The 22,661-nt window shown below is 69.8% G+C and carries 18 protein-coding genes; 6 read left to right on the plus strand and 12 right to left on the minus strand.

Annotated elements, in window-relative coordinates; genetic code table 11:
* Positions 1-74: 74 nt before the first annotated feature.
* The 3 genes from ACAH41_RS05000 to ACAH41_RS05010 all read right to left on the minus strand — a co-directional run bounded on the left by ACAH41_RS05000 (position 75) and on the right by ACAH41_RS05010 (position 3,696).
* Positions 75-329 (minus strand): hypothetical protein, encoded by a 255-nt coding sequence (locus ACAH41_RS05000; RefSeq protein ID WP_325653051.1) that lies wholly within the window; start codon positions 327-329, stop codon positions 75-77.
* 10 nt (positions 330-339) lie between these two features.
* The gene (locus ACAH41_RS05005) at positions 340-1,866 is read right to left on the minus strand and encodes a DUF4331 domain-containing protein (protein ID WP_325653049.1); all 1,527 of its coding nucleotides are present in this window, start codon (positions 1,864-1,866) and stop codon (positions 340-342) included.
* Between the two features lie 123 nt (positions 1,867-1,989).
* On the minus strand, positions 1,990-3,696 hold the full coding sequence (locus ACAH41_RS05010) for an MBL fold metallo-hydrolase (protein ID WP_325653047.1): 1,707 nt from the start codon (positions 3,694-3,696) through the stop codon (positions 1,990-1,992).
* Positions 3,697-3,795: 99 nt separating this feature from the next.
* On the opposite strand from ACAH41_RS05010, the gene ACAH41_RS05015 reads away from it, so the two are divergent.
* Complete coding sequence (locus tag ACAH41_RS05015; RefSeq protein ID WP_325653045.1) at positions 3,796-4,119, plus strand: 2Fe-2S iron-sulfur cluster-binding protein; 324 nt, start codon at positions 3,796-3,798, stop codon at positions 4,117-4,119.
* Positions 4,120-4,328: 209 nt separating this feature from the next.
* Positions 4,329-5,432 carry a hypothetical protein gene (locus tag ACAH41_RS05020; protein WP_325653043.1) on the plus strand — a complete coding sequence of 368 codons (1,104 nt, stop codon included), beginning with the start codon at positions 4,329-4,331 and terminating at the stop codon, positions 5,430-5,432.
* Between the two features lie 7 nt (positions 5,433-5,439).
* Here the strand turns inward: ACAH41_RS05020 and ACAH41_RS05025 are convergent, their stop codons facing one another.
* Both ACAH41_RS05025 and ACAH41_RS05030 read right to left on the minus strand, forming a co-directional pair.
* Positions 5,440-6,063 (minus strand): UPF0149 family protein, encoded by a 624-nt coding sequence (locus ACAH41_RS05025; protein WP_325653041.1) that lies wholly within the window; start codon positions 6,061-6,063, stop codon positions 5,440-5,442.
* A gap of 14 nt (positions 6,064-6,077) precedes the next feature.
* Complete coding sequence (locus ACAH41_RS05030) at positions 6,078-6,497, minus strand: VOC family protein (protein WP_325653039.1); 420 nt, start codon at positions 6,495-6,497, stop codon at positions 6,078-6,080.
* A 121-nt stretch (positions 6,498-6,618) separates the two neighbouring features.
* On the opposite strand from ACAH41_RS05030, the gene ACAH41_RS05035 reads away from it, so the two are divergent.
* The 4 genes from ACAH41_RS05035 to ACAH41_RS05050 all read left to right on the plus strand — a co-directional run bounded on the left by ACAH41_RS05035 (position 6,619) and on the right by ACAH41_RS05050 (position 15,107).
* The gene (locus ACAH41_RS05035; RefSeq protein ID WP_325653037.1) at positions 6,619-10,941 is read left to right on the plus strand and encodes a PAS domain-containing protein; all 4,323 of its coding nucleotides are present in this window, start codon (positions 6,619-6,621) and stop codon (positions 10,939-10,941) included.
* The gene (locus tag ACAH41_RS05040; RefSeq protein WP_325653035.1) at positions 10,938-12,203 is read left to right on the plus strand and encodes an EAL domain-containing response regulator; all 1,266 of its coding nucleotides are present in this window, start codon (positions 10,938-10,940) and stop codon (positions 12,201-12,203) included. Before ACAH41_RS05035 ends, ACAH41_RS05040 begins: the two co-directional genes overlap by 4 nt.
* A 202-nt stretch (positions 12,204-12,405) precedes the next feature.
* Positions 12,406-13,611 (plus strand): hypothetical protein, encoded by a 1,206-nt coding sequence (locus ACAH41_RS05045; RefSeq protein ID WP_325653033.1) that lies wholly within the window; start codon positions 12,406-12,408, stop codon positions 13,609-13,611.
* A gap of 113 nt (positions 13,612-13,724) precedes the next feature.
* Positions 13,725-15,107, plus strand: coding sequence for an MATE family efflux transporter (locus ACAH41_RS05050; RefSeq protein WP_325653031.1), 1,383 nt, complete (start codon positions 13,725-13,727; stop codon positions 15,105-15,107).
* 8 nt (positions 15,108-15,115) lie between these two features.
* Here the strand turns inward: ACAH41_RS05050 and ACAH41_RS05055 are convergent, their stop codons facing one another.
* The 7 genes from ACAH41_RS05055 to ACAH41_RS05085 all read right to left on the minus strand — a co-directional run bounded on the left by ACAH41_RS05055 (position 15,116) and on the right by ACAH41_RS05085 (position 22,582).
* The gene (locus tag ACAH41_RS05055; RefSeq protein WP_325653029.1) at positions 15,116-15,589 is read right to left on the minus strand and encodes an META domain-containing protein; all 474 of its coding nucleotides are present in this window, start codon (positions 15,587-15,589) and stop codon (positions 15,116-15,118) included.
* Between the two features lie 76 nt (positions 15,590-15,665).
* Positions 15,666-16,157 (minus strand): RidA family protein, encoded by a 492-nt coding sequence (locus ACAH41_RS05060; RefSeq protein WP_325653028.1) that lies wholly within the window; start codon positions 16,155-16,157, stop codon positions 15,666-15,668.
* Between the two features lie 20 nt (positions 16,158-16,177).
* On the minus strand, positions 16,178-16,582 hold the full coding sequence (locus ACAH41_RS05065) for a cytochrome c (RefSeq protein WP_370538204.1): 405 nt from the start codon (positions 16,580-16,582) through the stop codon (positions 16,178-16,180).
* Entirely contained in the window at positions 16,579-18,165 is a 1,587-nt protein-coding gene (locus ACAH41_RS05070; RefSeq protein ID WP_325653088.1) for a flavin monoamine oxidase family protein, read from the minus strand. Before ACAH41_RS05070 ends, ACAH41_RS05065 begins: the two co-directional genes overlap by 4 nt.
* Before the next feature lie 84 nt (positions 18,166-18,249).
* Positions 18,250-18,840, minus strand: coding sequence for a TOBE domain-containing protein (locus tag ACAH41_RS05075; RefSeq protein WP_325653026.1), 591 nt, complete (start codon positions 18,838-18,840; stop codon positions 18,250-18,252).
* Positions 18,837-20,159, minus strand: a complete 1,323-nt coding sequence (locus ACAH41_RS05080; protein WP_325653024.1) for a GH1 family beta-glucosidase — start codon at positions 20,157-20,159, stop codon at positions 18,837-18,839. Before ACAH41_RS05080 ends, ACAH41_RS05075 begins: the two co-directional genes overlap by 4 nt.
* Positions 20,159-22,582 carry a TonB-dependent receptor domain-containing protein gene (locus tag ACAH41_RS05085; RefSeq protein ID WP_325653023.1) on the minus strand — a complete coding sequence of 808 codons (2,424 nt, stop codon included), beginning with the start codon at positions 22,580-22,582 and terminating at the stop codon, positions 20,159-20,161. The genes ACAH41_RS05080 and ACAH41_RS05085 overlap by 1 nt, the downstream gene beginning before the upstream one ends.
* Positions 22,583-22,661 lie beyond the last annotated feature (79 nt).

Genomic DNA, 22,661 nt, shown 5'->3' on the forward strand with positions numbered 1-22,661 from the left:
GTCAGCACAACATGAGAAAAACAAGGGGGCGGCGACCTGCACCGCCCCGGGGGATCACGGCCGCTCGGCCGCGATCAGTCCAGCGCCACCGGCTCGGCGGTCTCGCTGGCGGGCGGCTGGGCCACCGCGTCGAGGTTCACCGGCTCGGCCGTTTCGCTGGCGGGCAGCTTGGCGGCGTAGTCGGTGTAAGCCTCGGGCGAGGCCAGCGCAGTGGACGGCACCGTGTCGGCCGGCGGCTGGCTGGACGTGTCGTCGTCGCTGCCGCCATTGCAGGCGCCGAGCAGCGCCAGCGCAGCGGCTGCCAGCAACAGTTGATGAACGCGCTTCATGGCCGCCCCTTTACTTGGTGCCGCCAACAGGCGTGTTCAGGTACGGGAAGCCCGCCATCAGCGGCACGACGGCCTGGTCAACCGCATCGTGCAGCTTCAGCGAGGTCTCGCCCAGCGGTACGGCCGAAGGCTTGCACGCGGCGCCGAACTTCAGCGCGTCGGTGTCGCCGTTGGCCATGCACAGGCCGCCCATCACCGCGACCAGCGACACATCGACCACGTCGTCCTTCGGCCGGCGGCCGTTCGGGAAGCCGGCGAAGTCATTGCCGCCGGCCAGGATGTTGCCGACCACGCCCAGGCGGTTCTGCTGCGCAAACGGCACCGGCGCAATCGCGGTGTTCAGCCGCAGCTCTTCGGAAGCCACCACGTTCTTCGGCTGGTTCAGGCCGCTGATGCCGGTCAGGAAGGTCGTGACCAGGTCGTTGCGCGGGTAGTTGGTCGGCGCGGTATTGGGCAGCGCCAGCGCGATTTCGATCAGCTTGGGCAGCGTCGGGTTGGTCACATACTTGGCGAACTGCGCGTCGTCCTTGGGCTTGGAGCTGTTGAAGCGGTCCTTGTCCTTCAGGCCGATGACCACCTCGTTGACCAGCGGCATGCCCAGGCGCGAGACCTGGGTCCAGGCGCCGCCGTTCTTGTCGGTGGTCTGGTGGCCGGGCTTGGGGTTCGGGTCCAGCAGGCGGGCCTGGCGCATGCTGGCGGTGGTCCAGCCGCCGATCACGGTTTCCGTGCCATTCGTCAGGCAGCTGATCGGCACTTCCAACGCCAGCGTGGTCACGTTCTTTTCCGCCAGCTGGTTCGGCACGGCGCCGATCAGCGTCGGGTCGGTGATGACCGAAACGGGCGCGTTGACCAGGTCGAAGATGGTGCCCAGGTTGACCGCAAACGGGTCCTGCCGCTGGCCGACGAACATCTTGGCCGCGGTGCTGCAGCCGGGGATGTTGACGCTGTAGATGTGTTTGGCAGCGTAGGCTGCGTAATCGGGAATCGTCTTCACGCCGATGTTGTCCACCGGCTTGGCAAAGGTGCTCGCGCCGCCGCTGGCATTGGTCACCACCTGGGTGGTGCCGGTGCGGCGGTCGCCGCGCACCAACGTCACGCTGTAGCTCTCGGCGACGTTCAGGTTGGTGTCGTTGACGTTGGCCACCTGGCCAGCCTGGATCAGCGGAATGCCCACGCTCTGGTCGCCCACCGTCAGCGCGATGCCGGCGGCGGTGTTCTTGAAGCGGAACTGGAAGCTCAGGTCCTCGACCGCGTCGCCGTTGTTGTCGATGTGGATCTCGTACAGCGCGTTGGGGTCCATCGCGAAGTAGTTCGGGCCGCCGTAGGCGTCCTGCAGCGGCTGGTAGTTCGCGATCAGCGTGACGTAGCCGTCGCGGCCCGCCTCGTAGCTGCGGAACATGTAGAAGTCCGAAGCATCAACCTTGGGCGAGGTCGTGATGAACGGCGCCTCGCGGTGGCTGGATGCCTGGACGTTGCCGGACAAGGCCAGCAGGGCGGCAGCGGCCAGGGGCAGCAGGCGCAAAGCAGAACGCAACATGGATGTCTCCTCGAATGTCGACGGGCCAGCGGGTTGCCGGCCACACCGCCCTTTACGCAGCCGAAACAAGGCCGGATGCGACTTTCTTCAAGGAACTTGTTAATCGATGTTGCAGGCGCTGTGTCAGACCGCGGTCCAGCAATCCTGGGCGTCCACCGTGGCCTGGCCTTGCGCGGCCAGCTTCAAGAGGTTTGCGCTCAGCGAGCGGGCCGCAATGCCGTGCCGCGAGGCCGGCACGTCGCCATAGACCTCCGGCACCAGGTCCTGCACCGTGACCGGCGAGGCCTGCGCGCGCAAGGCGGCCAGCACCTTGTCTTCGCGGGCCTGGCGATGCGCCAGCAGGCGACGGATCTCGGCCTGCGGTTCGGCGATCAGGAAGCCGTGGCCGGGTGCCAACCATTGCAGGTCCAGCGACAGCAGGTCTTGCAGCGAAGCGCAGTAGGCCGCCATGTCGCCATCCGGCGGATTGATGACCACGGTCGAACCCTGCATCACATGGTCACCGGTGAACAGCAGCCGCTCCTCCTCCAGCAGCCAGCAGACATGATTCGATGCATGGCCAGGCGTGGGCACCGCGCGCAGCGTGCAGCCTTCGCCGAGCGACAGGCGCTCACCGTCGGCCGGCACATGGTCCGGCACGAAAGTGGTGTCCTGCCACATCGGGTGCGCGGCGACACGACCGATCAAGGTCGCACCGGTCAGCGCCTGCAGCCGGCGCGCGGCGGGCGAATGGTCGGTGTGCGTGTGCGTGACCAGGATGCGCGTGATGCGGCCCGGCGCTGCCGCCGCCAGCACCGCCTGCAGGTGGGCTTCGGTGTCGGCATCGTCGGGGCCGGGGTCCAGTACCGCCACTTCATCGCCGCCCGGCGCGCGCAGCAGGTAGGTGTTGGTGCCGGGGCCGGTCATCACGCTGCCGTTGTTGCAGGTGACGCGTGAAACGCGCTCGGACAAGGCCACCGCGCGCAGCGGCAACAGGTCCGTGAACACGTCGCCGCGGCCTGCCGGGTCCAGCCGGCCAATTTCGGCCCAGGCCCAGTGGTCCGGCAGGAAGGGGCGCGTGCCTTTGGCATCGCGGCCCAGGCGCGGCATGGTGCGGCGCACGGGCGCTTGCGCATCGGTGGCGGCCAGCGCGGCGGCCACGCTGTCGTGCTTCGTGAGCTGCTGCAAGGTGCGCTCAGTCACCGGCAGCAGCTTCAGGCCGGCAGCGAGCGCGTCAGCCGGCCGCAGCCAGGCGACTTCGAGGGCTTCCGCGGCATCGGCCACGGCTGTCTGGCCTTCGGGCATGCGGGCGATGAAAAACCGGGTGTCGAAGCGCTGCTTCAGGCCGGGCGGCGTCAGCCAGTGGCTGAAGTAGCGCAGCTGGTCGGTCGCCAGGCGCAGACCGGCATTGCGGCAGGCTTCGGCAAACGCAGCGCCGGTCAACAGCTGCGAGCGCTGCATCAGCACCGTGGCCAGCGCCTCGGCGGTGCCATGTGCCAGCAGCAGGCCGACCTCCTCGAAACTCTCGCGCAGCGCGGCCACGGCGTAGTCCAGCCCGCCGTATGGCAAGTCCAGCCGCTGGTTCCACACCGCTTCATCGGCGGCCTCGCAGAGCGCCTGCATGCCAGCGTCGGCCGGGTCCAGTGCGCCGCCGGGGAAGACCCACACGCCGCTGCGGGTGTCGCCGCTGCGCTCGGCCCGGCGCATCAGCAGCACCTCGGGGCCGGCCGCGCTGTCGCGCAGCAGGATGAGGGTCGCGGCGCGGCGGGCGCCCTGCAGGTCGGGGTCGATGGCCAGCGGGCCTCCGGCCGGGTGAGGGAGGACGGCGGTCGAAGCGGGGTCGGCAAGCATGCCGGCAGTCTACGGAAGCCACGCCCCCAAGCAGGGCCCGGGGTCAGCCACGGCCCTGGGGTTTGCCCTTGGATGCGGCGTGCCGGGCCAGAATCGTGCATGCCCAGCGACGCATTGCCCCCTGCCTCCGATGCGCCCACCGAGCGCTGGCTGGAGATCCAGCCGCAAGGCTGGCGGCTGCCGCTGCCGCCCGGCCTGAGCCTGCTGGAGGCCGCACAACAGGCCGGCGTGCGGCTGGCGCGCTCGTGCCGCAACGGCACCTGCCGCGCCTGCCGCTGCCAGTTGCTGGCCGGCGAAGTGCGCTACCGCGTCGAATGGCCTGGCATCAGCGCCGAAGAGCGGGCAGAAGGGCTGATCCTGCCGTGCGTGGCCGAAGCGCTGGGCGACGTGTGCATCGACGCACCGGCGGCGCAGCGGCCGTGATTTGCGGCGCGCTCCAACCGCCTGCTGGCCGTCCATCCCCTGATCCGAGGTGTAAGGTGGACTGACAAAACGGAACCATTCTTTCATTTGGCAGCTCGCTCCATCCAAGTGCGAGCGCCCTCCCAAGCTGCGGGCCCAATATTTGCAAAACGGTGACTGCCGACGTGCCGCACAGCGCGTTGCCCGCCATCGCTGAGAAAGGATTGCCAATGCCTGGATCGCCGAGCCCCACGCCACACCGGCCCTTGCGCCGGCGCCTGGCCCCGTGGGCAGCGTCGTGGGTCACGGCAAGCTTGCTGGCCAGCCTTGCCGGCCCGGCCTTGGCCACCGCGGCCTCGGTCAGCATCAGCCGGCTCGGCTTCACCGATGACGTGCAGCCCCGGCTGCAGGGCCCTGCTTTCTACCTGAAGGGCGACGGCGCGCCCGAGGCCCGCTCCTTCGAGGCCTTTGTGGACCAGCTCTCGGATCAGCCGGTCGACGTGGTGGTGATGGGCGCGAGCTACCGCGATTGGGAAGGCGAATGCCGCACGCTCAACGCGCTGCTCAAGGTCAACTCCTGCACCACGATCGTGATCCGCGACGCACGCGACGCGGCCGACCCCGACGTGCTGGCCGCGTTGAAGCAGGCCGAGGTGGTCTATTTCCGCGGCGGCGACCAGTGCAACTTCGTGCAGTGGCGCAACAGCCCGATCCCGGCCGCCGTGCAGGCCGTCGTGGAGCGTGGCGGCGGCACCGGTGGCGGCAGCGCCGGGCTGGCCATCCAGGGCTCGCTGGCGGTCTATGACGGCTGCCGCGGCAGCGTCAATTCCTCGCTGGCTTTGGCCGACCCGTACCGCAACAGCGTCAGCTTCACCGAGAACCTGTTCAACTGGCCAGGTCTCGAAAGCACGCTGACCGACAGCCACTTCGTCAAGCGCGACCGCATGGGCCGGCTGCTGGCCTTCCTGTGCCGCCAGCTGGGCAGCCGCGAGGTGGACGAGGCCTGGGGCCTGGGCATCAACGAAGGCACGGCCGTGCTGATCGACCGCGACGGCAAGGGCACGGTCTACGGCGACACGGCCTTCGTGGTGCTGGCCGATCGGCCCGGCTACGGCTGCCGCCAGGAAAACGACCCGGTGACCTACACCGGCTACAAGGTCTGGCGCCTGGAGCCGGGCAGCCTGTACGACTTTTCAGAGCGCCCGCAGACCGGCTTCTACCGGCTGGACGTGGACCAGGGCGTGGTGCTGAGCCGCAACCCTTACATCGCCCCGGCCTTGAGTGAAGCCCATGCGACGGCCGGGCGCACGCCCGACCGCTTTGGTGGACTCTGAACTTGCTTCAGTCCTGGTGGCGATGCGCCCAGAGAACACCCACCATGTCCGCCACCTGGCGGCTCAGTTCATCGACGACCTCGATGTCCTGCAGCCGCTTCGCGTCGGCTTCGCCCAGCTGATCGGCGTCGCCGCCCAGCAGCGCCACCGGCACCAGCAGCGGGCCCAGCGCGGGGTCGTCGAACAGCGGTGACCAGGCCTCCTGGTCCAGGTCGACGGCGCTGAGGAAGCCGGCGCACCAGTCCTGCGCGCTGACGTATTCCTTTTCACCCTGCTCGGCCACGCTGAAGATGGGCTGCCAGTCGTCGGGCTTGTCGCGCAGCAGGCAGGCCAGGTTCTGCAGGTGGCGCAGCACCCAGACGGTCGCCTGCTTGCGCTTGCGGCCGCTGGGAAAAGGCGCGTGGCTGTCGCCTTCGGCGTCCCCGCCCCAGACCAGCGGCAGCCAGTCGGCGGTGGCCAGCGTGCCCAGCAGCGGCGGGCCGACCAGCAGCGCGGTCAGGTAGCCATCCAGGCCTTCGATGTTCATCGCGCCGTCCAGCGGCAGCGCGTGCAGCAGGTCGTCCAGCGATTGCAGCTCTTCGTCGCTCAGCGGCGTGTTGGCCGATTGCGGGTCGTATTGGGGATAGTCCACAGCCTTGGCTCCGTTCACCAGCTGCCGGTGTTGGGCATGCTGGCCCAGGGCTCGGCCGGAGGCAGCCGGCCGCCGGCCTGCAGCAGTTCGATCGAGATCTGGTCCGGCGAGCGCACGAAGGCCATGTGGCCGTCGCGCGGCGGGCGCAGGATGGTCACGCCATGCTGTTGCAGCCGCTCGCAGGTGGCATAGATGTCGTCGACCGCGAAAGCCACGTGGCCGAAGTTGCGGCCGCCGGTGTAGACCTCCGGGTCCCAGTTGTGGGTCAGCTCGATCTGGGCGTCGTGGTCGCCGGGGGCGGCCAGGTAGACCAGCGTGAAGCGGCCCTGGGCGTGCTCGGTGCGGCGCACCTCTTCCAGCCCCAGCGCGTCGCGGAAAAATCGCATCGACGCGTCCAGGTCCGTGACGCGCACCATGGTGTGCAGGTATTTCATGCCCGCACTGTAATCCGCCCGCCGGCGCCGCTCCAGTTGCCGGGACCGCGGCCGATATGCCCGGTTGGAGACCCCTCCTGGAAAACCGCCCTCGTGGGCGGAACCGCCGTCAGCCGTCCTCATGCCCGCTTCGCGCCTCCGCCCCTGGCGATCCTTCTCACTGTCCGCTGCCGGCGGCCTGGCCCTGGCCACGCTGCTGGCCGGGCTGTTGGTGACGGCCGCCTCGCTGTGGCAGCGCCACGATCAACTGGGGGCCGAGGCCGAGGCGGGCTACCAGCACCGGGTGGACCGCCTGGCCGGCGACATCGAGCACCGACTGGCCGGCATCGCCGCCGGTCTGCAGAGCCTGCAGGCACTGCACGGCGCCAGCCACCAAGTGGAACCCAGCGAGTTCCAGCACTTCGTCGGCGAATGGGCGTTCAACGGCAGCCTGCCGGGCCTGATCAGCTTCGGCCACGCCGAGCCGGTGCGCCGGGGCCAGCTGGCCGAATTCATCGTGCACCAGCGCGAGCTGACGCCCGGCTTTGCGCTGCGCGGCGACGGCGGCCAGCAGGTGCTGTGGGTCATGGGCCAGGTCGCCCCGCTGGCCGAACATTTCGACGCCTGGGGCCAGGACCTGGCCGAGGAACCGGCACTGCGCAGTGCGCTGCAGCTGGCCACCGCCACCGGCCGGGCCACCTTGGCAGCGCACCTGCCGCCCGGCGCGGCCAACGAGCAGGCGGGCTTGAGTTACCTGATGCCGCTGTACCGCCGCGGCACCGACCCGGTGACGCCGGAACAGCGCCAGGCCGCGCTGCGCGGCGTGCTGGTGGCCTCCGTCGGCGCCGAAAGCCTGCTGGCCGGGCTGGGCGTGCCCGGTGAAGCGCCACTGGCCTTTGCGCTGCGCGACGGGGAAGGCGCCGCCAGCGGCGGGGTCATCCACCGCCGGCCCAACAGCCCCGGCGCCGCGCCACGTTTCCAGGCCGAGCGCAGCCTCATCGTCGGCCAGCACCGGCTGCTGCTGCAGACCATCAGCACGCCCGACTTCGACGCCGCGCTCCGCCACACCCGCTCCTTGGCCCTGCAGGCCGCCACCGGCCTGCTGCTGAGCCTGCTGCTCGCCGGCAGCATCTGGGCCATGGCTTCGGCGCGGGCCCGCGCACTGGCATTGGCCGCCAGCATGACGGCCGACCTGGACCGGCTTTCGCAGGTCGCCGAGCGCACTTCCAGCGCCGTGATGGTGATGGACCCGCAGGGCCGCATCGTCTGGACCAACCAGGCGTTCAGCACGCTGTCGGGCCACAGCGCCGAGGCGGCGCGTGGCCAGCTGCCGCACACGCTGATGCAGTCCAACCTGGGCACTCAGGAAGCTGCCGCGGCGCTGGCCCAGGCCTATGCGACCGGTGGCAACTTCGATGGCGAGATCGAGCACCGGCGACCCGACGGCCAGGTCTACTGGACCCGCGCCGAAGTCCGTCCGCTGCGCGGCGCCGAAGGCCAGCTGACCGGCTTCATGGCGATCGACACCGACGTGACCGCGGTGCGCCAGGCCAACCAGGCGCTGCAGCGCGAGCGCCAGCGGCTGGAGCACGTGCTCGATGGCAGCGACGCGGGCAGCTGGGAAGTCAATGCGCAGACCGGCGAGCTGCGCGCCGATGCGCGCTGGGCGGCGATGTTCGGCTACACACTGGACGAGGTGCAGCGCTTCAGCTTCGCCAACTTCTGCGCCATGGTGCACCCGGACGACGTGCCGCCGATGCTGGAACAGGGCCGCGCGCACCGGGCCGGCACGGTCACGCTGTACGAAATCGAACAGCGGGTGCGCCACAAGCAGGGGCACTGGATCTGGACCCAGTCACGCGCCAAGTTCGTCTCGTACACCGCCGATGGCCAGCCCGAGTGGGCCGCCGGCACGCACATGGACATCACCCCGCGCAAGGCCCACGAGGCCGAACTGGCCGAGCAGCGCCTTCGCACCGACACCATCTTCGCCAGCCTGCCTGGCGTGGTCTACGAATTCGAGCGGCCGGCCCACGGCGAATCGCGCTTCGTGTTCCTCAGTGGCTCGGCCGCCAGCGTGCTGGGCCTGACGCCGGCCGAACTGCTGGAGGACCGCCAGCGCCTGTACCGAGCGGTCCACAGCGAGGACCTGCCCCGCCTGAACGAAGACATGAACGCTTCGAGCCGCGACCTGACGCCGCTGCGCAGCGAATTCCGGCTGCGCGTGGGCGAGGCCTGGCGCTGGATCGCAGTGGATGCCCTGGCCAACCGTCGCGAGGACGGCGGCATCGTCTGGTACGGCATGCTGATGGACGTGTGTGCGCGCAAGCAGATCGAAGCCCAGCTGGCCACAGCCACGCAACAGGCCGAGGCCGCCAACCGGGCCAAGTCGGCGTTCCTGGCGACCATGAGCCACGAGATCCGCACGCCGATGAACGGGGTGATCGGCATGGCCGAGCTGCTGGCGCAAAGCGCGCTGACCGAGGAGCAGGCCGATGCGGTGCACACCATGCGGGACTCGGCCAGCTCGCTGCTGCGGCTGATCGACGACATCCTGGACTTCTCGAAGATCGAGGCCGGCCACCTGGTGCTGGAGCGAACGCCGGTGCGCCTGGCCGCGCTGGTCGAGCGCCTGTGCGACGCGCTGCAGCCGGTGGCCTCCGCGCGCCAGGTCGAGCTGCAGCTGTTCTGCTCGCCCACGCTGCCCGAGCTGGTGATGACCGACCCGGTGCGGCTGCGCCAGATCGTCAACAACCTGCTCAGCAACGCGATCAAGTTCTCGGCCGGGCTGCCCGGCCGGCGCGGCCGCGTGGCGCTGCGCGTCGAGCCCGACTGTGCGCAGCCCGGCCAGGTGCGCTTCGAGGTCAGCGACAACGGCATCGGCATGGACCCGGCCACTGTCGGCCGCATCTTCCTGCCCTTCACCCAGGCCGAGGTCTCGACCACGCGCCGCTTCGGCGGCACCGGCCTGGGGCTGACGATCAGCGAGCGCCTGGTCAGCCTGCTGGACGGCAGCATCCAGGTCCGCAGCGAGCCCGGCCTGGGCACCACCTTCGAGGTCAACCTGCCGCTGCCGGCGGCCGATCCGGCCCTGGCCGCCGACCACCGCGGCCACCATCTGCCAGGCCACGACGGCGACCGGCTGGCCCCGCCGCCAGTGCTGCCCGAGCCGACCTGGCAGCCCAGCGCCGCCCCCCAACTGCACGGCCTGACGGTGCTGCTGATGGCCCACGGCGCCCTGCCCACCGATGACCTGGCCGCCTACCTCGCGCCCACCGGCGCCCGCCTGCAGCTGGTCAACAGCCTGACCCAGGCGCAGGACTTCGCCGCGCTGCACGCCGGGCCGGTGGTGCTGGTGGACGCCGCCGACGGCAGCCCGCCCGGCTGGCGCAGCCCGCTGCCCGGCATGCCCGGCGACCTGCGCCAGTTGCTGATCGGCGGTGGCAGGCTGGGCCCGGCCCAGCTGGTGGCGCCCAGCGTTGGCGCGCTGGGCGTGCTGCGGCGCCAGACCTTGTTGCGCGGCGTGGCGATGATGGCCGGCCGGGCCTCGCCCGAACTCGGCGCCAGCGCCACCGGCGCAGCCGCACTCGGCCTGGCGCCAGGGGCACGCTCGCAGGTCCGCGCCGGCATTGGTGACGACCCGCTGCAGCTCCCGGCCCCGCCGCCGCTCAGCGTGGCCGAGGCCCGCGCCCGCGGCCGGCTGATCCTGGTCGCCGAGGACGATCCGGTGAACCAGAAAGTCATCCAGCGCCAGCTGGCCTTGCTCGGCCACACCGCCGAAGTGGTCGACGACGGCCGCCAGGCCTTGCAGCGCTGGCGCGAAGGCCAGCATGCGCTGCTGCTGACCGACCTGCACATGCCCGAGCTGGACGGCTATTCGCTGGCCGCCCAGCTGCGGCGCGAAGAGTTGCCCGGGCACCGCATGCCCATCGTGGCGCTGACGGCCAATGCGCTGAAAAGCGAAGAGCAGCGCGCGCTGGACGCCGGCATGGACGGCTACCTGACCAAGCCTGTGCCGCTGCGCGCACTGCGCATTGCGCTGGATGCCTGGCTGCCGCCGCGCCATGAGGCCAGGCCACCCGCGGAGGCGCTGCCGGTGCTGCGGCTGGACGTGCTGCGCGCGCTGATTGGCGATGCCCCCGAAGTCGTCGATGAATTCCTGCGCGAGTTCCGCAGCTCGGCGCGCACGCTGGCCCACGAGCTGCGGCTGGCCCACGCCGCTGGCGATGCCAAGCAGGCTGCCGCACTGGCGCACAAGCTGAAGTCTTCATCCCGCTCGGTCGGCGCGCTGGCGCTGGGCGAGCTCTGCGCCACGCTGGAGCAGCAGGGCCGGCGGCTGGACCCGGCCGCGCTGACCCGCTGCCTGGCCGAATTCGAACAAGCGTTTGCAGCGCTGGACCAGGCGCTTGCCACAGCGCTGGGACAGGCCCGAGGGCAGGAGAAGGAGGAGGCATGGCCGTCATGACACGACTCGAACACAGGGTGCTGGTGGTCGACGACGAACCGTTTGTGCTCAAGCTGCTGACCCGCCAGCTGCAGAACCTGGGCGCCCGCAAGATCACCGCCGTCGGCTGCGCGGCCCAAGCGTTGGCGATGGTGCGTGCCGCGCCGCCGCTGCCCGAGATCCCGTCCGCCGCCAGCGCCTGTCCACCGGCCGGCTCGCCGATCGGCCTGGTCTTCTGCGACCTGCAGATGCCGGACATGGACGGTGTCGAGTTCATCCGCCACCTCGGCGAAGCCGGCTACCAGGGCGACCTGGTGCTGATCAGCGGCGAGGCGCCGCGCATCGTGCAGACGGCGGTGCGGCTGGCCCGCGCGCATGGCCTGAACGTACTGGGCGCACTCGGCAAGCCGGTCTCGCCGGAACAGCTGCGCCAGCTGCTCGACGGCCCGCGCACGCCGGCACCGCCGCGCCACACGGCCAGCCCGCGGCCCGGCAAGGTGCAGGCCGACGAGCTGCCGCGCGCACTGGCGCAGCACGAGTTCGTCAACCACTACCAGCCCAAGGTCGAGCTGGCGACCGGGCGCTGGGTCGGTGTCGAAGCCCTGGTGCGCTGGCAGCACCCGGCGCATGGCCTGGTCAGCCCGGACCAGTTCATCGGCCTGGCCGAGGAGCAAGGCCTGATTGGCGAACTGACGCGCCAGGTGCTGCGCCAGGCACTGCGCCATTCGCGCGAATGGACCCACCAGCAGCGTCACCTGCAGGTGGCCGTGAACATCTCGATGGACAGCCTCTCGGCGCTGGACTTCCCGGACCAGATCGCCGCCGAGGCCGCGGCTGCCGGCGTGGCCTTGTCCAGCCTGGTGCTGGAGGTCACGGAGAGCCGGTTGATGGCCCATCCGCTGGCCACGGTGGACGCACTGACCCGGCTGCGGCTCAAGCGCGTCAGCGTCGCCATCGACGACTTCGGCACCGGCCACTCATCGCTCACACAGCTGCGCGACATCCCGTTCGACGAGCTGAAGATCGACCGCAGCTTCGTGCATGGTGCGTGGCGCGACGCCTCGCTGCGCAGCATCGTCGAGTCCAGCCTGGGCCTGGCCGGCCAACTGGGCATGAGCACCGTGGCCGAGGGCGTGGAAGACGAGGCCGACTGGCAGCTGCTGCGCCAGGCCGGCTGCCAGCTGGCCCAGGGCTACTTCATTGCGCGGCCGATGCCAGCCGAAGAGCTGGCCGCCTGGCACCTGCGCTGGGCCACCCGCGTCGCCTGGCTGACGGGACGCTGACAGCCCGCTGGCAAACCTTGTCAGCCAGGCGCTGGCAAGCTTCATGCTTCGCTCGGGAAACGTTGGGGCCCGCACTTCCAAGCGCAGCAAGCGCATCAAAGTGGCGTTACATCCGGTGACCTGCCACGCGCCGCATCCACAATGCGGCGCGTGGCAGCGCAGGTCCAGGCGTTGTTTTGTCTGTTCGTCCCAGAGGTAACTTGTGAGTACACACCCACTGACTGCATTGACGCTGGCCGGCCTGACCCTGCTGGCGCCACTTGCGGCCCATGCCCAAGCGCCGAGGAGCGACTTCGCGCCCAACGAAACCCAGGCCGCACCGCGCAAGGACCTGCTGGACCTCGAGTTCAGCCCCTCGCGCAGCATGTTCACCTGGTGCGACAAGAACGGTCAGCTGTGGGTCGGCACGCTGGACCCGGCGACCGGCAACATCCTGAAGCCGACCTACAAGCTGCTGGACACCGATGCCATCACCCCGCAGGAGATGGGCATCACGACGAACGGCCCGGAGTGGGTGTCCACCGCCACCGGCGACCATGTCGTGTACACCAAGTTCGTGGCCGACCCGGCCAAGCCCTCGGCTGCGCGGCTGGCCCTGGTCGAAGGCAGTGCCGACGGCACGACCTGGGGCACACCCATCATGCTGGGACCCAATGCGGGCCGCAACGCGCCGTATGCCAGCGATGACGATGGCGACACGCAGCCGCGCATCAGCTACGTCGACGCGAAGAACAACCACTACTGGCGCTACCTGTACGACGTGGCCTCCGAAGCGCCAGTGCTGGGCATGGCGCGCACGCCCAAGCCGGTTTCGGTGCGCTTCACCAAGGGCAACAACGGCCTGGTCTATTCGCAGGACGTGAACGGCACCAATCAGGTGTTCATGGAACAGCTCGACACCGGCAAGCTGACCCAGATCACCAGCGACGATGGCGCCAAGGACGTGCGCACGGTGCCCTGGATGTGGCGCGCACCGGAGTACAACAACAAGCTGGTGCTGTTGAGCACGGTCAACGAAAACGAGCTGCGTTTCTACAAGGGTGACGGCTCGGGCAAGTGGGCGGTCATCAACAGCATCCTGCTGCCCACCGGCAGCACCGTGGCCTCGCCCGAGCCCTTCGTCTACCTGGGCAGGTCCTACGTGGTGCTGGCGGTCAAGGCCGCGCCCTACACCTACCCGACGGCCATCTACATCGCCGCGGTCTCGCCCACCGCCACCACCAAGCTGTGGAAGGTCAGCGACGACGCCGACGGCCACGAGCGCATCGACCCCGAAGTCTTCATCACCACCCAGAACGGCGTGGTGGTCTTCTACAACAAGTTCAACCCCGCGATGGACCCGACCGGCGAGCAGCCCACCTGCGCCGCCTGTTCCGAAGGCCTGTTCCGGGCCACAACGGGTCTCTGAGCGAGCCTTTCGCCCGCCTCAAAAGAAGCCGCCTTCGGGCGGTTTCTTTTTGGGTACAAGCCTGCTTTTCGCGGCATCGAACGGCGGCGCCTGGCGCCACACTGGCAAGCGTCATGACCCCACCGCCCCGCCTGCTGAAACTCGTCTGGCCGCTGTTCCTCGAACTCGGTCTCGGCATGGCCGTGAGCCTGATCGGCACTGCGCTGGCCGCCCGGCTGTCCGACGAGGCCGGCGCCGGCTTTGCGCTGGCCAACCATGTGTTCGCCACGCTGTTCATGCTGTTCCGCGTCATTGGCGCTGGCATCAGCGTGGTGCTCACGCAATGCCTGGGCGGCCAGCGCCGCGACGAGGCGGATGCGGTGGCACGCGCCGCGCTGGGTGCGTCCACCTGGATCGGCGCCGCGGCGGCCGTGCTGGCGCTGGGCGGCGCGCGCGACATGCTGGGCCTGGTGAACGCACCGGCCGGCGTGCTGGCGGTGGCCGCACCGTTCCTGATGACGCTGGCACCCTGCATCCTGCTGGACGCCTGGAACGCCTCGATGGCCAGCGTCACGCGCTCGCACCTGCACGCCCGCGAGGCGCTGTTCGTCATCATCACCATGCACCTGGCGCACCTGCTGCTGGCGGTGCCGCTGATGCGCGGCTGGGGCCCGCTGCCGGCGCTGGGCCTGCCCGGCTACGCGCTGGCCATGCTGGGCGCCCGCATCGTCGGCGTGGCGCTGCACCTGCTGCTGTGGAAGGTGCGCCTGGGCCTGGTGCCCACCGGGCGCGACTGGTGGCACCCACCGCGCCGCCAGCTGGCCGCCATCCTGCGCATCGGCCTGCCGGGCGCCGCCGAGAACCTGGGCTGGCGGCTGTGCTTCATGGCCAGCGTGGCGGCCGCCGGCCACATGGGCGCGCAGGCACTGGCCACGCATGCCTACGTGATGCAGGTGATGTACTGGCTGCTGCTGTTCGGCGCAGCCACCGGCTTCGCGGTCGAGATCGTGGTCGGACACCTGATTGGCGCCGGCCAGCTGCACGAGGCGCACCAGCTGGTGCGCAAGGCGCTGGGCCGGGGCATTGTCGTCAGCCTGTGCCTGGCCTTGCTGGCCGCGCTGGCCGGCCGCCACCTGCTGGGCCTGTTCACCGAAGATGCGGAGATCTTGCGCCAAGGCGCGCTGCTACTGTGGCTCACCGTGCTGGTCGAACCCGGCCGCACCTTCAACCTGGTCGTCATCAACGCGCTGCGCGCCGCTGGCGACGCCCGCTACCCGGTGATCGCCGGCACCGGCTCGCTGGTGCTGGTGCTGGCCGGCGGCAGCTGGCTGCTGGGCGTGCACTTCGGCCTGGGCCTGCCCGGCCTGTGGCTGGCCTATGCCTGCGATGAATGGATACGCGGCCTGCTGATGTGGCGCCGCTGGGCCAAACAGGCCTGGGTGCCGCACGCCAGGGCGACCCACCGCGCGCTGCGCCGGGATCGCCACGAAAACGGCAGCGCGTTAGCCGCAGCTTGAAAGCAAGCTCATGCTGCGCGGCGCAGGCGGAGCAAAGCCGCACCCAACTCGCCACGCAGCACCAGCACATCGCCTTCGAGCACGCCCGAGCGGGTCTGCTCCAGCAGGCGCAGGAACTGGTCTTCGTTTTCCATCACCGGCGTGCCCATGCAGAGCTTGCGGGTGGCGGCCAGCGGGCCGAAGCGCAGCTGTTCGCCGTCGATCTGCAGCCTGCCGCCAAAGCCGTTGCAGCCGCCCGAGCCGCTGACCTGGGTCGCGCTGATGAACTGCAGCGACGGCAGGCCGCCGCCAGGCGTGGCACTGCTGTCCAGGCTGATCGCGATCCAGCGACTGCCGACCAGCTCGTGCAATGCGCTTGGCGTCGAGACTGGCGTCGCGGCGCCACTGGCCGTCGGCGCGCTGCCGCAGCCTCCCAGCAAACCGGCACCTGCCCCGGTGCACAGCGCGGCGGTCAGGCCCCACCCGGCCATCCATCGCTTCATGATCAACCTCTTTCCGATGTGTCAGCGCTCACAAGAAGATGCAGGCTGCAGCGCCATTTTCTCATCCCCGGTGTTGTCAGGGCCGGGCGGCGCTGACCTCGATCTCCACCAGCCAGCCCGGGTTCACCAGCCCGGCGACCTTGACCGTCGAGCGCACCGGCAGGTTGGGCTGGGCCGCGCTGCCGAAAAACTGGCGGTAGCCGTCCATGAAACCGTCGAAGTCCATCGCGCCATTCATCGCCGGGTCGCCCACCAGGAACACCTGCATGCGCACCACGTCCTTCATGCCCAGCTTCAGCGCCACCAGTTGCGCCTCGATGGCCTTCAGCGTGCTGACGGTCTGCACGCGGGTGTTGCCAAACGAGGCCACGCTGTTGGGCGTTGCAGCGGCATCGGCCACCGCCGGACCGGCGCCGCTCAGGTGAACCATCGTGACACCAGCCGGCACCTCGACCGCGCGGGCAATCGGGAAGTCCGAGTTCGGGATCTTGTGGCGGATGACTTCGGCGGCCTGCGTGGCGCCGGCCAGCAGCAATGCCGCCATGGCGAAGATCAGGGCTCTGGGCATGGTGTTCTCCAAATTCGAATTCAGCGCTGGCGCTTCACATCAGACGCGGTCACAGCCGGCGGCGCGGGCTCGCCGGCCGCGGGTGGCGGTGCAAAGGTCTGGCGCACGAAGTTGACCACCGCCGCGACCTGCGCGTCCTCCATGAACTCGCCGACGGGCGGCATCGCCCTGCGGCCGTGCAGCACGTTGTGGATCACGTATTCGACCATGCCGGCGCGCACGTTGCCGCGCAGCGCCGGGTAGGCCCCCGCGCCTTGCGCGCCCTGGCCCTGGTCCATGTGGCAGCCCTGGCAGGCGGCGCGATAGAGCGCCGCGCCATCGCGCTGCTGGAAGGTCCAGCCCTGCGACAGCTGCGGGTCGACCGAATCGGCCTTGGCCAGCGAGGACGCCGCGAGCAGCAGCGCAAGGACAAGCTTGTTCATCATGACATGGCCACCGCCTTGGCGTGCAGGCGGCTCACCGCGTCCAGCGCCGAGAGCACCGCGCCTTCCTGCCAGGCTGGCAGCAGCGAGGCGTGTTCGCCCGCCAGCACCACGCGGCCGTCCACGCCGCACAGGTCCGCATAGTGCGCCGCCCGCAACTCGTCGCTCCACTCGGCAAAACAGCCCAGCGTTGCCGGCATGCGGTGCCAGGCGACCGACATGCCGTTTTCGAACTCGGCCGGGTATTGCGGGTGGATGCGCGCGCCCTGTTCGAGCGCAATGCGCACCCGCTGCCCGGGCGCCATGCCGCTCAGCTCGAAGGCATTCGGGCCCCACACATAGGCGCCCAGCAGCACGCCCTTGCCGTCGCGGTTGAAGTCGGCGGACGGGTAGCCGATCTGCGTGATCGGCAGGTCGGTGCGGGTGATGCCGCCGAAGATGCGCTCGTCTTCCTCCCAGAAGCGGCGGCGGAACTGCAGCCCCACCTTCACAGCCGCGGCGTAGGGCACCGCCTCGATGGCCGCCTGCAGCGCCGGCCGCACCTGCAGCGCCAGCTGGCCCAGCACCGACAGCGGCAGCGTGCAGACGCACCAGTCGGCCTGCGCCACCTGCCCGGCGCCGTCGCGCTGGAAGCCAACCGTCACGCCCTGCGCATCCTGCGCAATGCCGGTGACCTTGGCACCCAGCGTGACCAACGGCGCCACCTCGCGGTAGATCGCCTGCGCAATGCGGTCCATGCCGCCCACCGGCTGGAACATCGTCGACTGGTACTCGTAGCCATGGCCATCGGCCAGCCCGCGCCACAGCCCGCTCTTGAGCAGGTCGGGCAAGGGGACAGGCTGAGAAGGCATCGGCGGCGGCATCAGCCCGCCGGCCGGCGGCACCTGCCAGCCGCGGCGGTCGGCACTGTGGAAGCCGGCGGTGTAGCGGAAGTCCTTGTCCAGCGCGCCCCAGCCGCGCAAGGCTTCGCGCAACCGGTCCAGGTCGTCCTTGCTGACCGCTGCGTCCAGTTTCGCGGCCGGTGCCAGCCGGGCCAGCAGTTCAGCGACCTGGCCGTTGAAGTCCGCCTGCACTTCGCGGAAGCGCTGCGGCTTGCCGCCAAACGCATCGCTGCCGTGCAGGTAGGCGTTGTGGTTGACCTGCACAAACGGCTCCAGCGGCACCTGGAAGCGGCGCGCATAGTCCAGCACGCCATGGTGGTGGTAAGGAATGCGCCAGGGCCCGGGGTTGAAGTAGAGCCCCTGGTCGAACTGGCAATGCTGCGTGGCGCCGCCCAGCTCGGTGTAGCGGTCGCCGCCGCGCAGCGTCCAGGCCCGGCCGCCGGCGCGCTGCTGGTACTCCAGCACCTGCACCTGGTAGCCGGCGGCGCGCAGCTCCAGCGCAGACACCAGCCCCGCCAGGCCGGCGCCCAGCACCAGCACCCTGGCGCCCTTCGGCGCGCCCTGCAGCCTGGGCGGGCCGGCATAGCCCGAGGGCTGGGCCTGCGCCAGGCCAGTCATGGCCTGCAGCATCGCGCCGCTGCCGGCCGCCCGGGCGATCAGGCCCAGCCAGTCACGGCGGGACGGTGCGGACGCGGTACCCGGCATGCCGGGCGAGGGAGAAGCAGGACGGGACAAGGCGGCGGCGGCAATGAAAAAGGCGCCGCCAGCGTACCTTGTTTCAGCCCGGCTTCAAGGCCATTTCATGTCCGGCACCCGCTCGGGCCGACGGCCCACCAGGCCGGGCCGGCCCGACGGCCGCCAGGCCTGGGGGCCACGCTTTCCGGTCGCTGCAAAGCCGGCCAGCAACTGGCCGTCGTGGCCATACAAGCCTGCCTCGCCAACCCCCAGGTCGACGCGGTCGCCCGTCTGCGGCAGCAGCCCGCGCTCGCCCAGGTCCAGGCTCAAGGCCTCGGCATGGCCGGGCAGCAGCAGCTGGACCAGGCTGCGGCCACCGAGCAGGACCACCTGCAGCACCCGGGCTCGCAGCACCAGGCCCGCCGCGCGCCGTTCGGTGGGTTGTCCCAGCACCTCGAGCCTGGCGGGCCGCAGGCCCAGCGCGATGACGGCTTCGGCGGGCAAGACAGGCAGCGCCTCGGGCCAGGCCATCGGCCCCGCTTCGCCAGCCGCAAGGACCAGGCGCCCGTCCACCGTGCGCGATGCGCTCACTGGCAGATAGACCAGGCGCGGCGCGCCCAGGAACTCGGCCAGGTAACGATTGAGCGTTGCACTGCGGTCCACCGCGGCGGCTGGCTCGGCGGCGAGCGCTTTGCGCATCTTCACGGCCCCGTCCGTGCCGCAATGAACTGCCGGTACCAGTGGGCGCTGTCCTTGGCGGTGCGCTGCTGGGTCGCGTAGTCCACATGGAAGAGGCCGAAGCGCTTGGCATAGCCCGAGTTCCACTCGAAGTTGTCCAGCAGGCTCCAGTAGAAATAGCCGCGCACGTCGACCCCGAGCTGCATCGCCTTGGAGAGGGCTTGCAGGTGGCTCTGCAGGTAGTCGATGCGGGGCGTGTCGGCCACGCGACCTTCGCGGAGTTCGTCCGCATTGGCCATGCCGTTTTCGGTGATGAAGATCGGCGGCGGCGCGTATTCGCGGGTCAGCCGCACCAGGTGCTGCGTGAGCACCTCCGGCACCACCTCCCAGCCCATGTCGGTGAAGCCTTGCAGGCCAGGCGCGGGCGGGGCCGGCGGGCTCGCGCTGATCAGGCTGCGGGTGTAGAAGTTCACACCCAGGAAGTCCAGCGGCTGCTGGATCGTGGCCATGTCGCCGGCCTGCACACGCGGCGCGTCCGTGCCCAGGTGCGCCAGCACATCGGCGGGGTAGGTGCCACGAAACACAGGGTCCATGTACCAGCGCACGTTCAGGCCGTCGTCGATGCGGGCGGCGATGCGGTCGGCCTCGTTGGGCGCCGCAGCAAAGGACGGCGTGTGATTGAGCACGATGCCCAGCGGCGTGCTGCACACCGCCCGCATGGCCTGGATGGCCTGGCCATGGGCCAGCAGCAGGTGGTGCGAAACCTGCGCAGCCTCGGCCCGGCTGCTGTGGCCGGGGGCGAACTGCGCCGTCTCGTAGCCCAGGGTGGCCACGCACCAGGGCTCGTTCAGCGTGGCAATGGAGTGCAGGCGGTCGCCGAAGCGGCGTGCCACCTCGGCCGCGTAGTCGGCGAACAGCGGCACGATGTCGCGGCTCAGCCAGCCGCCGATGCTGTCCTCCAGCGCCGCCGGCAGGTCCCAGTGGTAGAGCGTGGCAAGCGGCTGGATGCCGGACGCCAGCAGCCGATCGATCAGGCGATCGTAGAAGTCGAACCCGGCCTCGTTCCAGGCACCGCGCCCCAGTGGCTGCAGCCGCGGCCAGGCCAGCGAGAAGCGGTACGCGCCCAGGCCCAGCCAGTGCATCAGGACCACGTCCTCGGCGTAGCGGTGGTAGTGATCGCAGGCCACCTCGGGCGTGGACGCATCCTTGACGTGGCCGGGCTGGGCGCAGAAACGGTCCCAGATCGAAAGGCCCCGGCCGTCTTCCCGGGCCGCCCCCTCGATCTGGGCGGCACTGGTCGCCGAACCCCAGAGGAAATCCGCGGGGAACTTGTCAGCGAGGGCCATCAGAACTCGATGCCGGCGTTCAGGCCCAAGGTCAGCGGCGGCAGGTACTGCGACTGCCACGCGCCAAAGGCGTTCTGCGCATTGGTCTTGACCTTGGCGTTCTCGATGTTGCGCACCCACAGGTCCGTCCACCAGCCCTTGGCCGCGCTGTAGCGCAGCCCCACATCGGTCCGGGTGTAGGCCTTCTGCTTGTCCCCGTCGCCGAGGTTGAAGACGCTCAGCCAGCTGGCGGTCTCGTAGTGCAGCGCGATGCGCGGTGTCAAGGTGCCGCCGTTGTCAAAGCCGAAGGTGTGCTGGTATTGCACCTGCGCGGAGAAGCGCGGGGCGTGCGGCAGCTCGTTCCCGGTGACGTCCAGGCAATTGCTGATCAGCGGATCCGGGCAGGCCGGCAAGGCGTAGTCGTTGCTGCCCGCCAGCAGCTTGCCCAGCCGGGTGTGCGCGTAGGCCAGCGAGAGCTGAACCCGGTCGGCCTCGGTCAGCTTGGCGGCCAGTTCGGATTCGACGCCGTAGACCTTGGCGCCCTCGGCGTTCGAGGTGGCAAGCGAGTGGCTGCCGTCCGGGTTGGTGACCGGCGCGCTGAACTGGAAGTCCTTGAAGTTCTCGTAGTAGATCGCGTTGTTGAACCTCACCGAGCCACCCGCCAGCGTCATCTTACTGCCAAGCTCGTAGTTGGTCAGGGTCTCCATGCCATACGGGCGGCCGCCGTCCTGCAGGCCACCGGACTTGTAGCCGGTGGACACGCTGCCGTAGAACAAGGTGTCCTTGTCGACCTGGTAGCTCAGGCGACCGAGGTAGGTGGCCTTGTCGCCCTTGTAGTGCCCATCGTTCTTCTGGTAGCTGGAGAAGCCCGAGCCTGCCGCCAAGGGATCGCTGCCCGCGTCCACCGGCACCTGCGGCACCGTGGCGTCGCCGGTCCAGCCGTTGTTGGTGCCGCCGATGTTCTTGCGGTCGTCGTGGGTGTAGCGGGCGCCGCCGGTCAGGTGCAGCGCCTCGCTCAGGTTCCAGGTGGCCTGGCCGAACACGGCCTGCGAGTTGACCGTTTCCTTGGGCTGGATGAACGAGCCCTGCCAACCCACCGTGCCCTGCTGGGTGCCGTTCATGATGGGAATGTCGAAACGGATGCCGTTGTCCTCGGCCGCGTAATACAGCCCGAGGATCCAGTCGATCTCATGCTTGCCGGTGGACAGGACCTCCAGCTCGTGGCTGTGGTTGGTGTACCTGGACCAGTTGGTGCGGTTCTGCTGGTAGGTGGCGCCGGTGGTGAAGCTGGTGGGCACCTTGGCGCCACCGTCCTGGTCGAAGTCCGCCGTGCCGGTGAAGCGCGACCAGCCCCCGATGTAGGCCAAGGCCAGGTCAGGGCTCAGCGCGTAATCGATGCGGCTGCGGAAGGTGTTGCTGTCACGGTGCATGGCCGGCGCTGTGTCGACCAGCGCAGACCAGAAGCTCTCGCCCTCGCGCGGGGTCTGCATCAGGTTCATGCTGGGCGTGCCGCGGTCCAGGAATTTCTCGTAGGACAGGTCGATGCTCATGGCCTCGCTGGGCTTCCACAGCAGGCTCAGGCGGCCGGCCGTCTGGTCCTGCGCGCTATAGCGAGGGCCGCCCTGCACGAAGATGTTCGGGTTCAGCGGCTGGAAGGCAATCGGGTTGGCCGGATGGGCGGTGTTCCATGCATCGATCACCGGCGCCGCGGCAGCCTGCTGGCTGGCCAGCGACAGATGCGGTGCGCGCTGGTAGGCCACAAAGCCGTCGTGCTGCTCGTGCACCAGGGCCACGCGCAAGGCCATGTCGTCGCTCAAGGGCAGGTTCATCGCACCGCGAACGCCAATGCGGCCGTAGTTGCCCAGGCCGCCTTCCACGCTGCCCATCAGCTTGCCCAGCACCGGCTTGGCCGTCTGCATGTTGACGGCACCCACCGTCGAGTTGCGGCCCCACAGCGTGCCCTGCGGACCGCGCAGCACCTCCACCGACTCCAGGTCGAACATCAGTGCTGCGGCGCCTTCTGCGCGCGGCGCATAGATGCCATTGACGAACATCGCCACCTCGGGGTCGGCGTATTCGGTCTTGGCACTGTCGTTGCCGATGCCGCGCAGCGTCATCGTGATGACGCCGTGGTCGCCCTGCGTGGTGGCCTGGAAGCTGGGCACCAGGTTGACCATGTCGGCAATGGTCTGCACATGGTTGTCGTCCAGCTGCGAGGAGCTGATGGCCGTGACGGCCACCGGCGTGCGCTGCAGCGGCGTGCTGCGCTTGGTGGCGGTGATCACCACCTGGCCCAGCGCATTCACGCTGGTTTCAGCCTCGGGCGCCTTGGGTGCGGCGGGATCCGCGGCCTGCGCGTGGGCGGCGCCGGCCAACAGGCTCAGCACCGCCAGCACGATGGGGGTCTTCAAGGCCAGGCGCGCTGGCTGGGCAACATGGGTCATCTTGTCTCCTGTCATGGGCACGGGCCGCGTCAGCGAAGGCTGCGCATGCTCTCTTGCAGACTGGCTCGTGGTTCGAGCC

It is taken from the genome of Ideonella sp. (genome assembly GCF_041287625.1).
Classification (GTDB): Bacteria; Pseudomonadota; Gammaproteobacteria; order Burkholderiales; family Burkholderiaceae_C; genus Ideonella.

Coding starts and splice junctions, on each gene's coding strand:
- ACAH41_RS05000 (WP_325653051.1), bottom strand. CDS start 329: ATGAAGCGCGTTCATCAACTGTTGCTGGCAGCCGCTGCGCTGGCGCTG.
- ACAH41_RS05005 (WP_325653049.1), bottom strand. CDS start 1,866: ATGTTGCGTTCTGCTTTGCGCCTGCTGCCCCTGGCCGCTGCCGCCCTG.
- ACAH41_RS05010 (WP_325653047.1), bottom strand. CDS start 3,696: ATGCTTGCCGACCCCGCTTCGACCGCCGTCCTCCCTCACCCGGCCGGA.
- ACAH41_RS05015 (WP_325653045.1), top strand. CDS start 3,796: ATGCCCAGCGACGCATTGCCCCCTGCCTCCGATGCGCCCACCGAGCGC.
- ACAH41_RS05020 (WP_325653043.1), top strand. CDS start 4,329: ATGCCTGGATCGCCGAGCCCCACGCCACACCGGCCCTTGCGCCGGCGC.
- ACAH41_RS05030 (WP_325653039.1), bottom strand. CDS start 6,497: ATGAAATACCTGCACACCATGGTGCGCGTCACGGACCTGGACGCGTCG.
- ACAH41_RS05035 (WP_325653037.1), top strand. CDS start 6,619: ATGCCCGCTTCGCGCCTCCGCCCCTGGCGATCCTTCTCACTGTCCGCT.
- ACAH41_RS05040 (WP_325653035.1), top strand. CDS start 10,938: ATGACACGACTCGAACACAGGGTGCTGGTGGTCGACGACGAACCGTTT.
- ACAH41_RS05050 (WP_325653031.1), top strand. CDS start 13,725: ATGACCCCACCGCCCCGCCTGCTGAAACTCGTCTGGCCGCTGTTCCTC.
- ACAH41_RS05055 (WP_325653029.1), bottom strand. CDS start 15,589: ATGAAGCGATGGATGGCCGGGTGGGGCCTGACCGCCGCGCTGTGCACC.
- ACAH41_RS05060 (WP_325653028.1), bottom strand. CDS start 16,157: ATGCCCAGAGCCCTGATCTTCGCCATGGCGGCATTGCTGCTGGCCGGC.
- ACAH41_RS05065 (WP_370538204.1), bottom strand. CDS start 16,582: ATGATGAACAAGCTTGTCCTTGCGCTGCTGCTCGCGGCGTCCTCGCTG.
- ACAH41_RS05070 (WP_325653088.1), bottom strand. CDS start 18,165: ATGCCGGGTACCGCGTCCGCACCGTCCCGCCGTGACTGGCTGGGCCTG.
- ACAH41_RS05080 (WP_325653024.1), bottom strand. CDS start 20,159: ATGGCCCTCGCTGACAAGTTCCCCGCGGATTTCCTCTGGGGTTCGGCG.
- ACAH41_RS05085 (WP_325653023.1), bottom strand. CDS start 22,582: ATGACCCATGTTGCCCAGCCAGCGCGCCTGGCCTTGAAGACCCCCATC.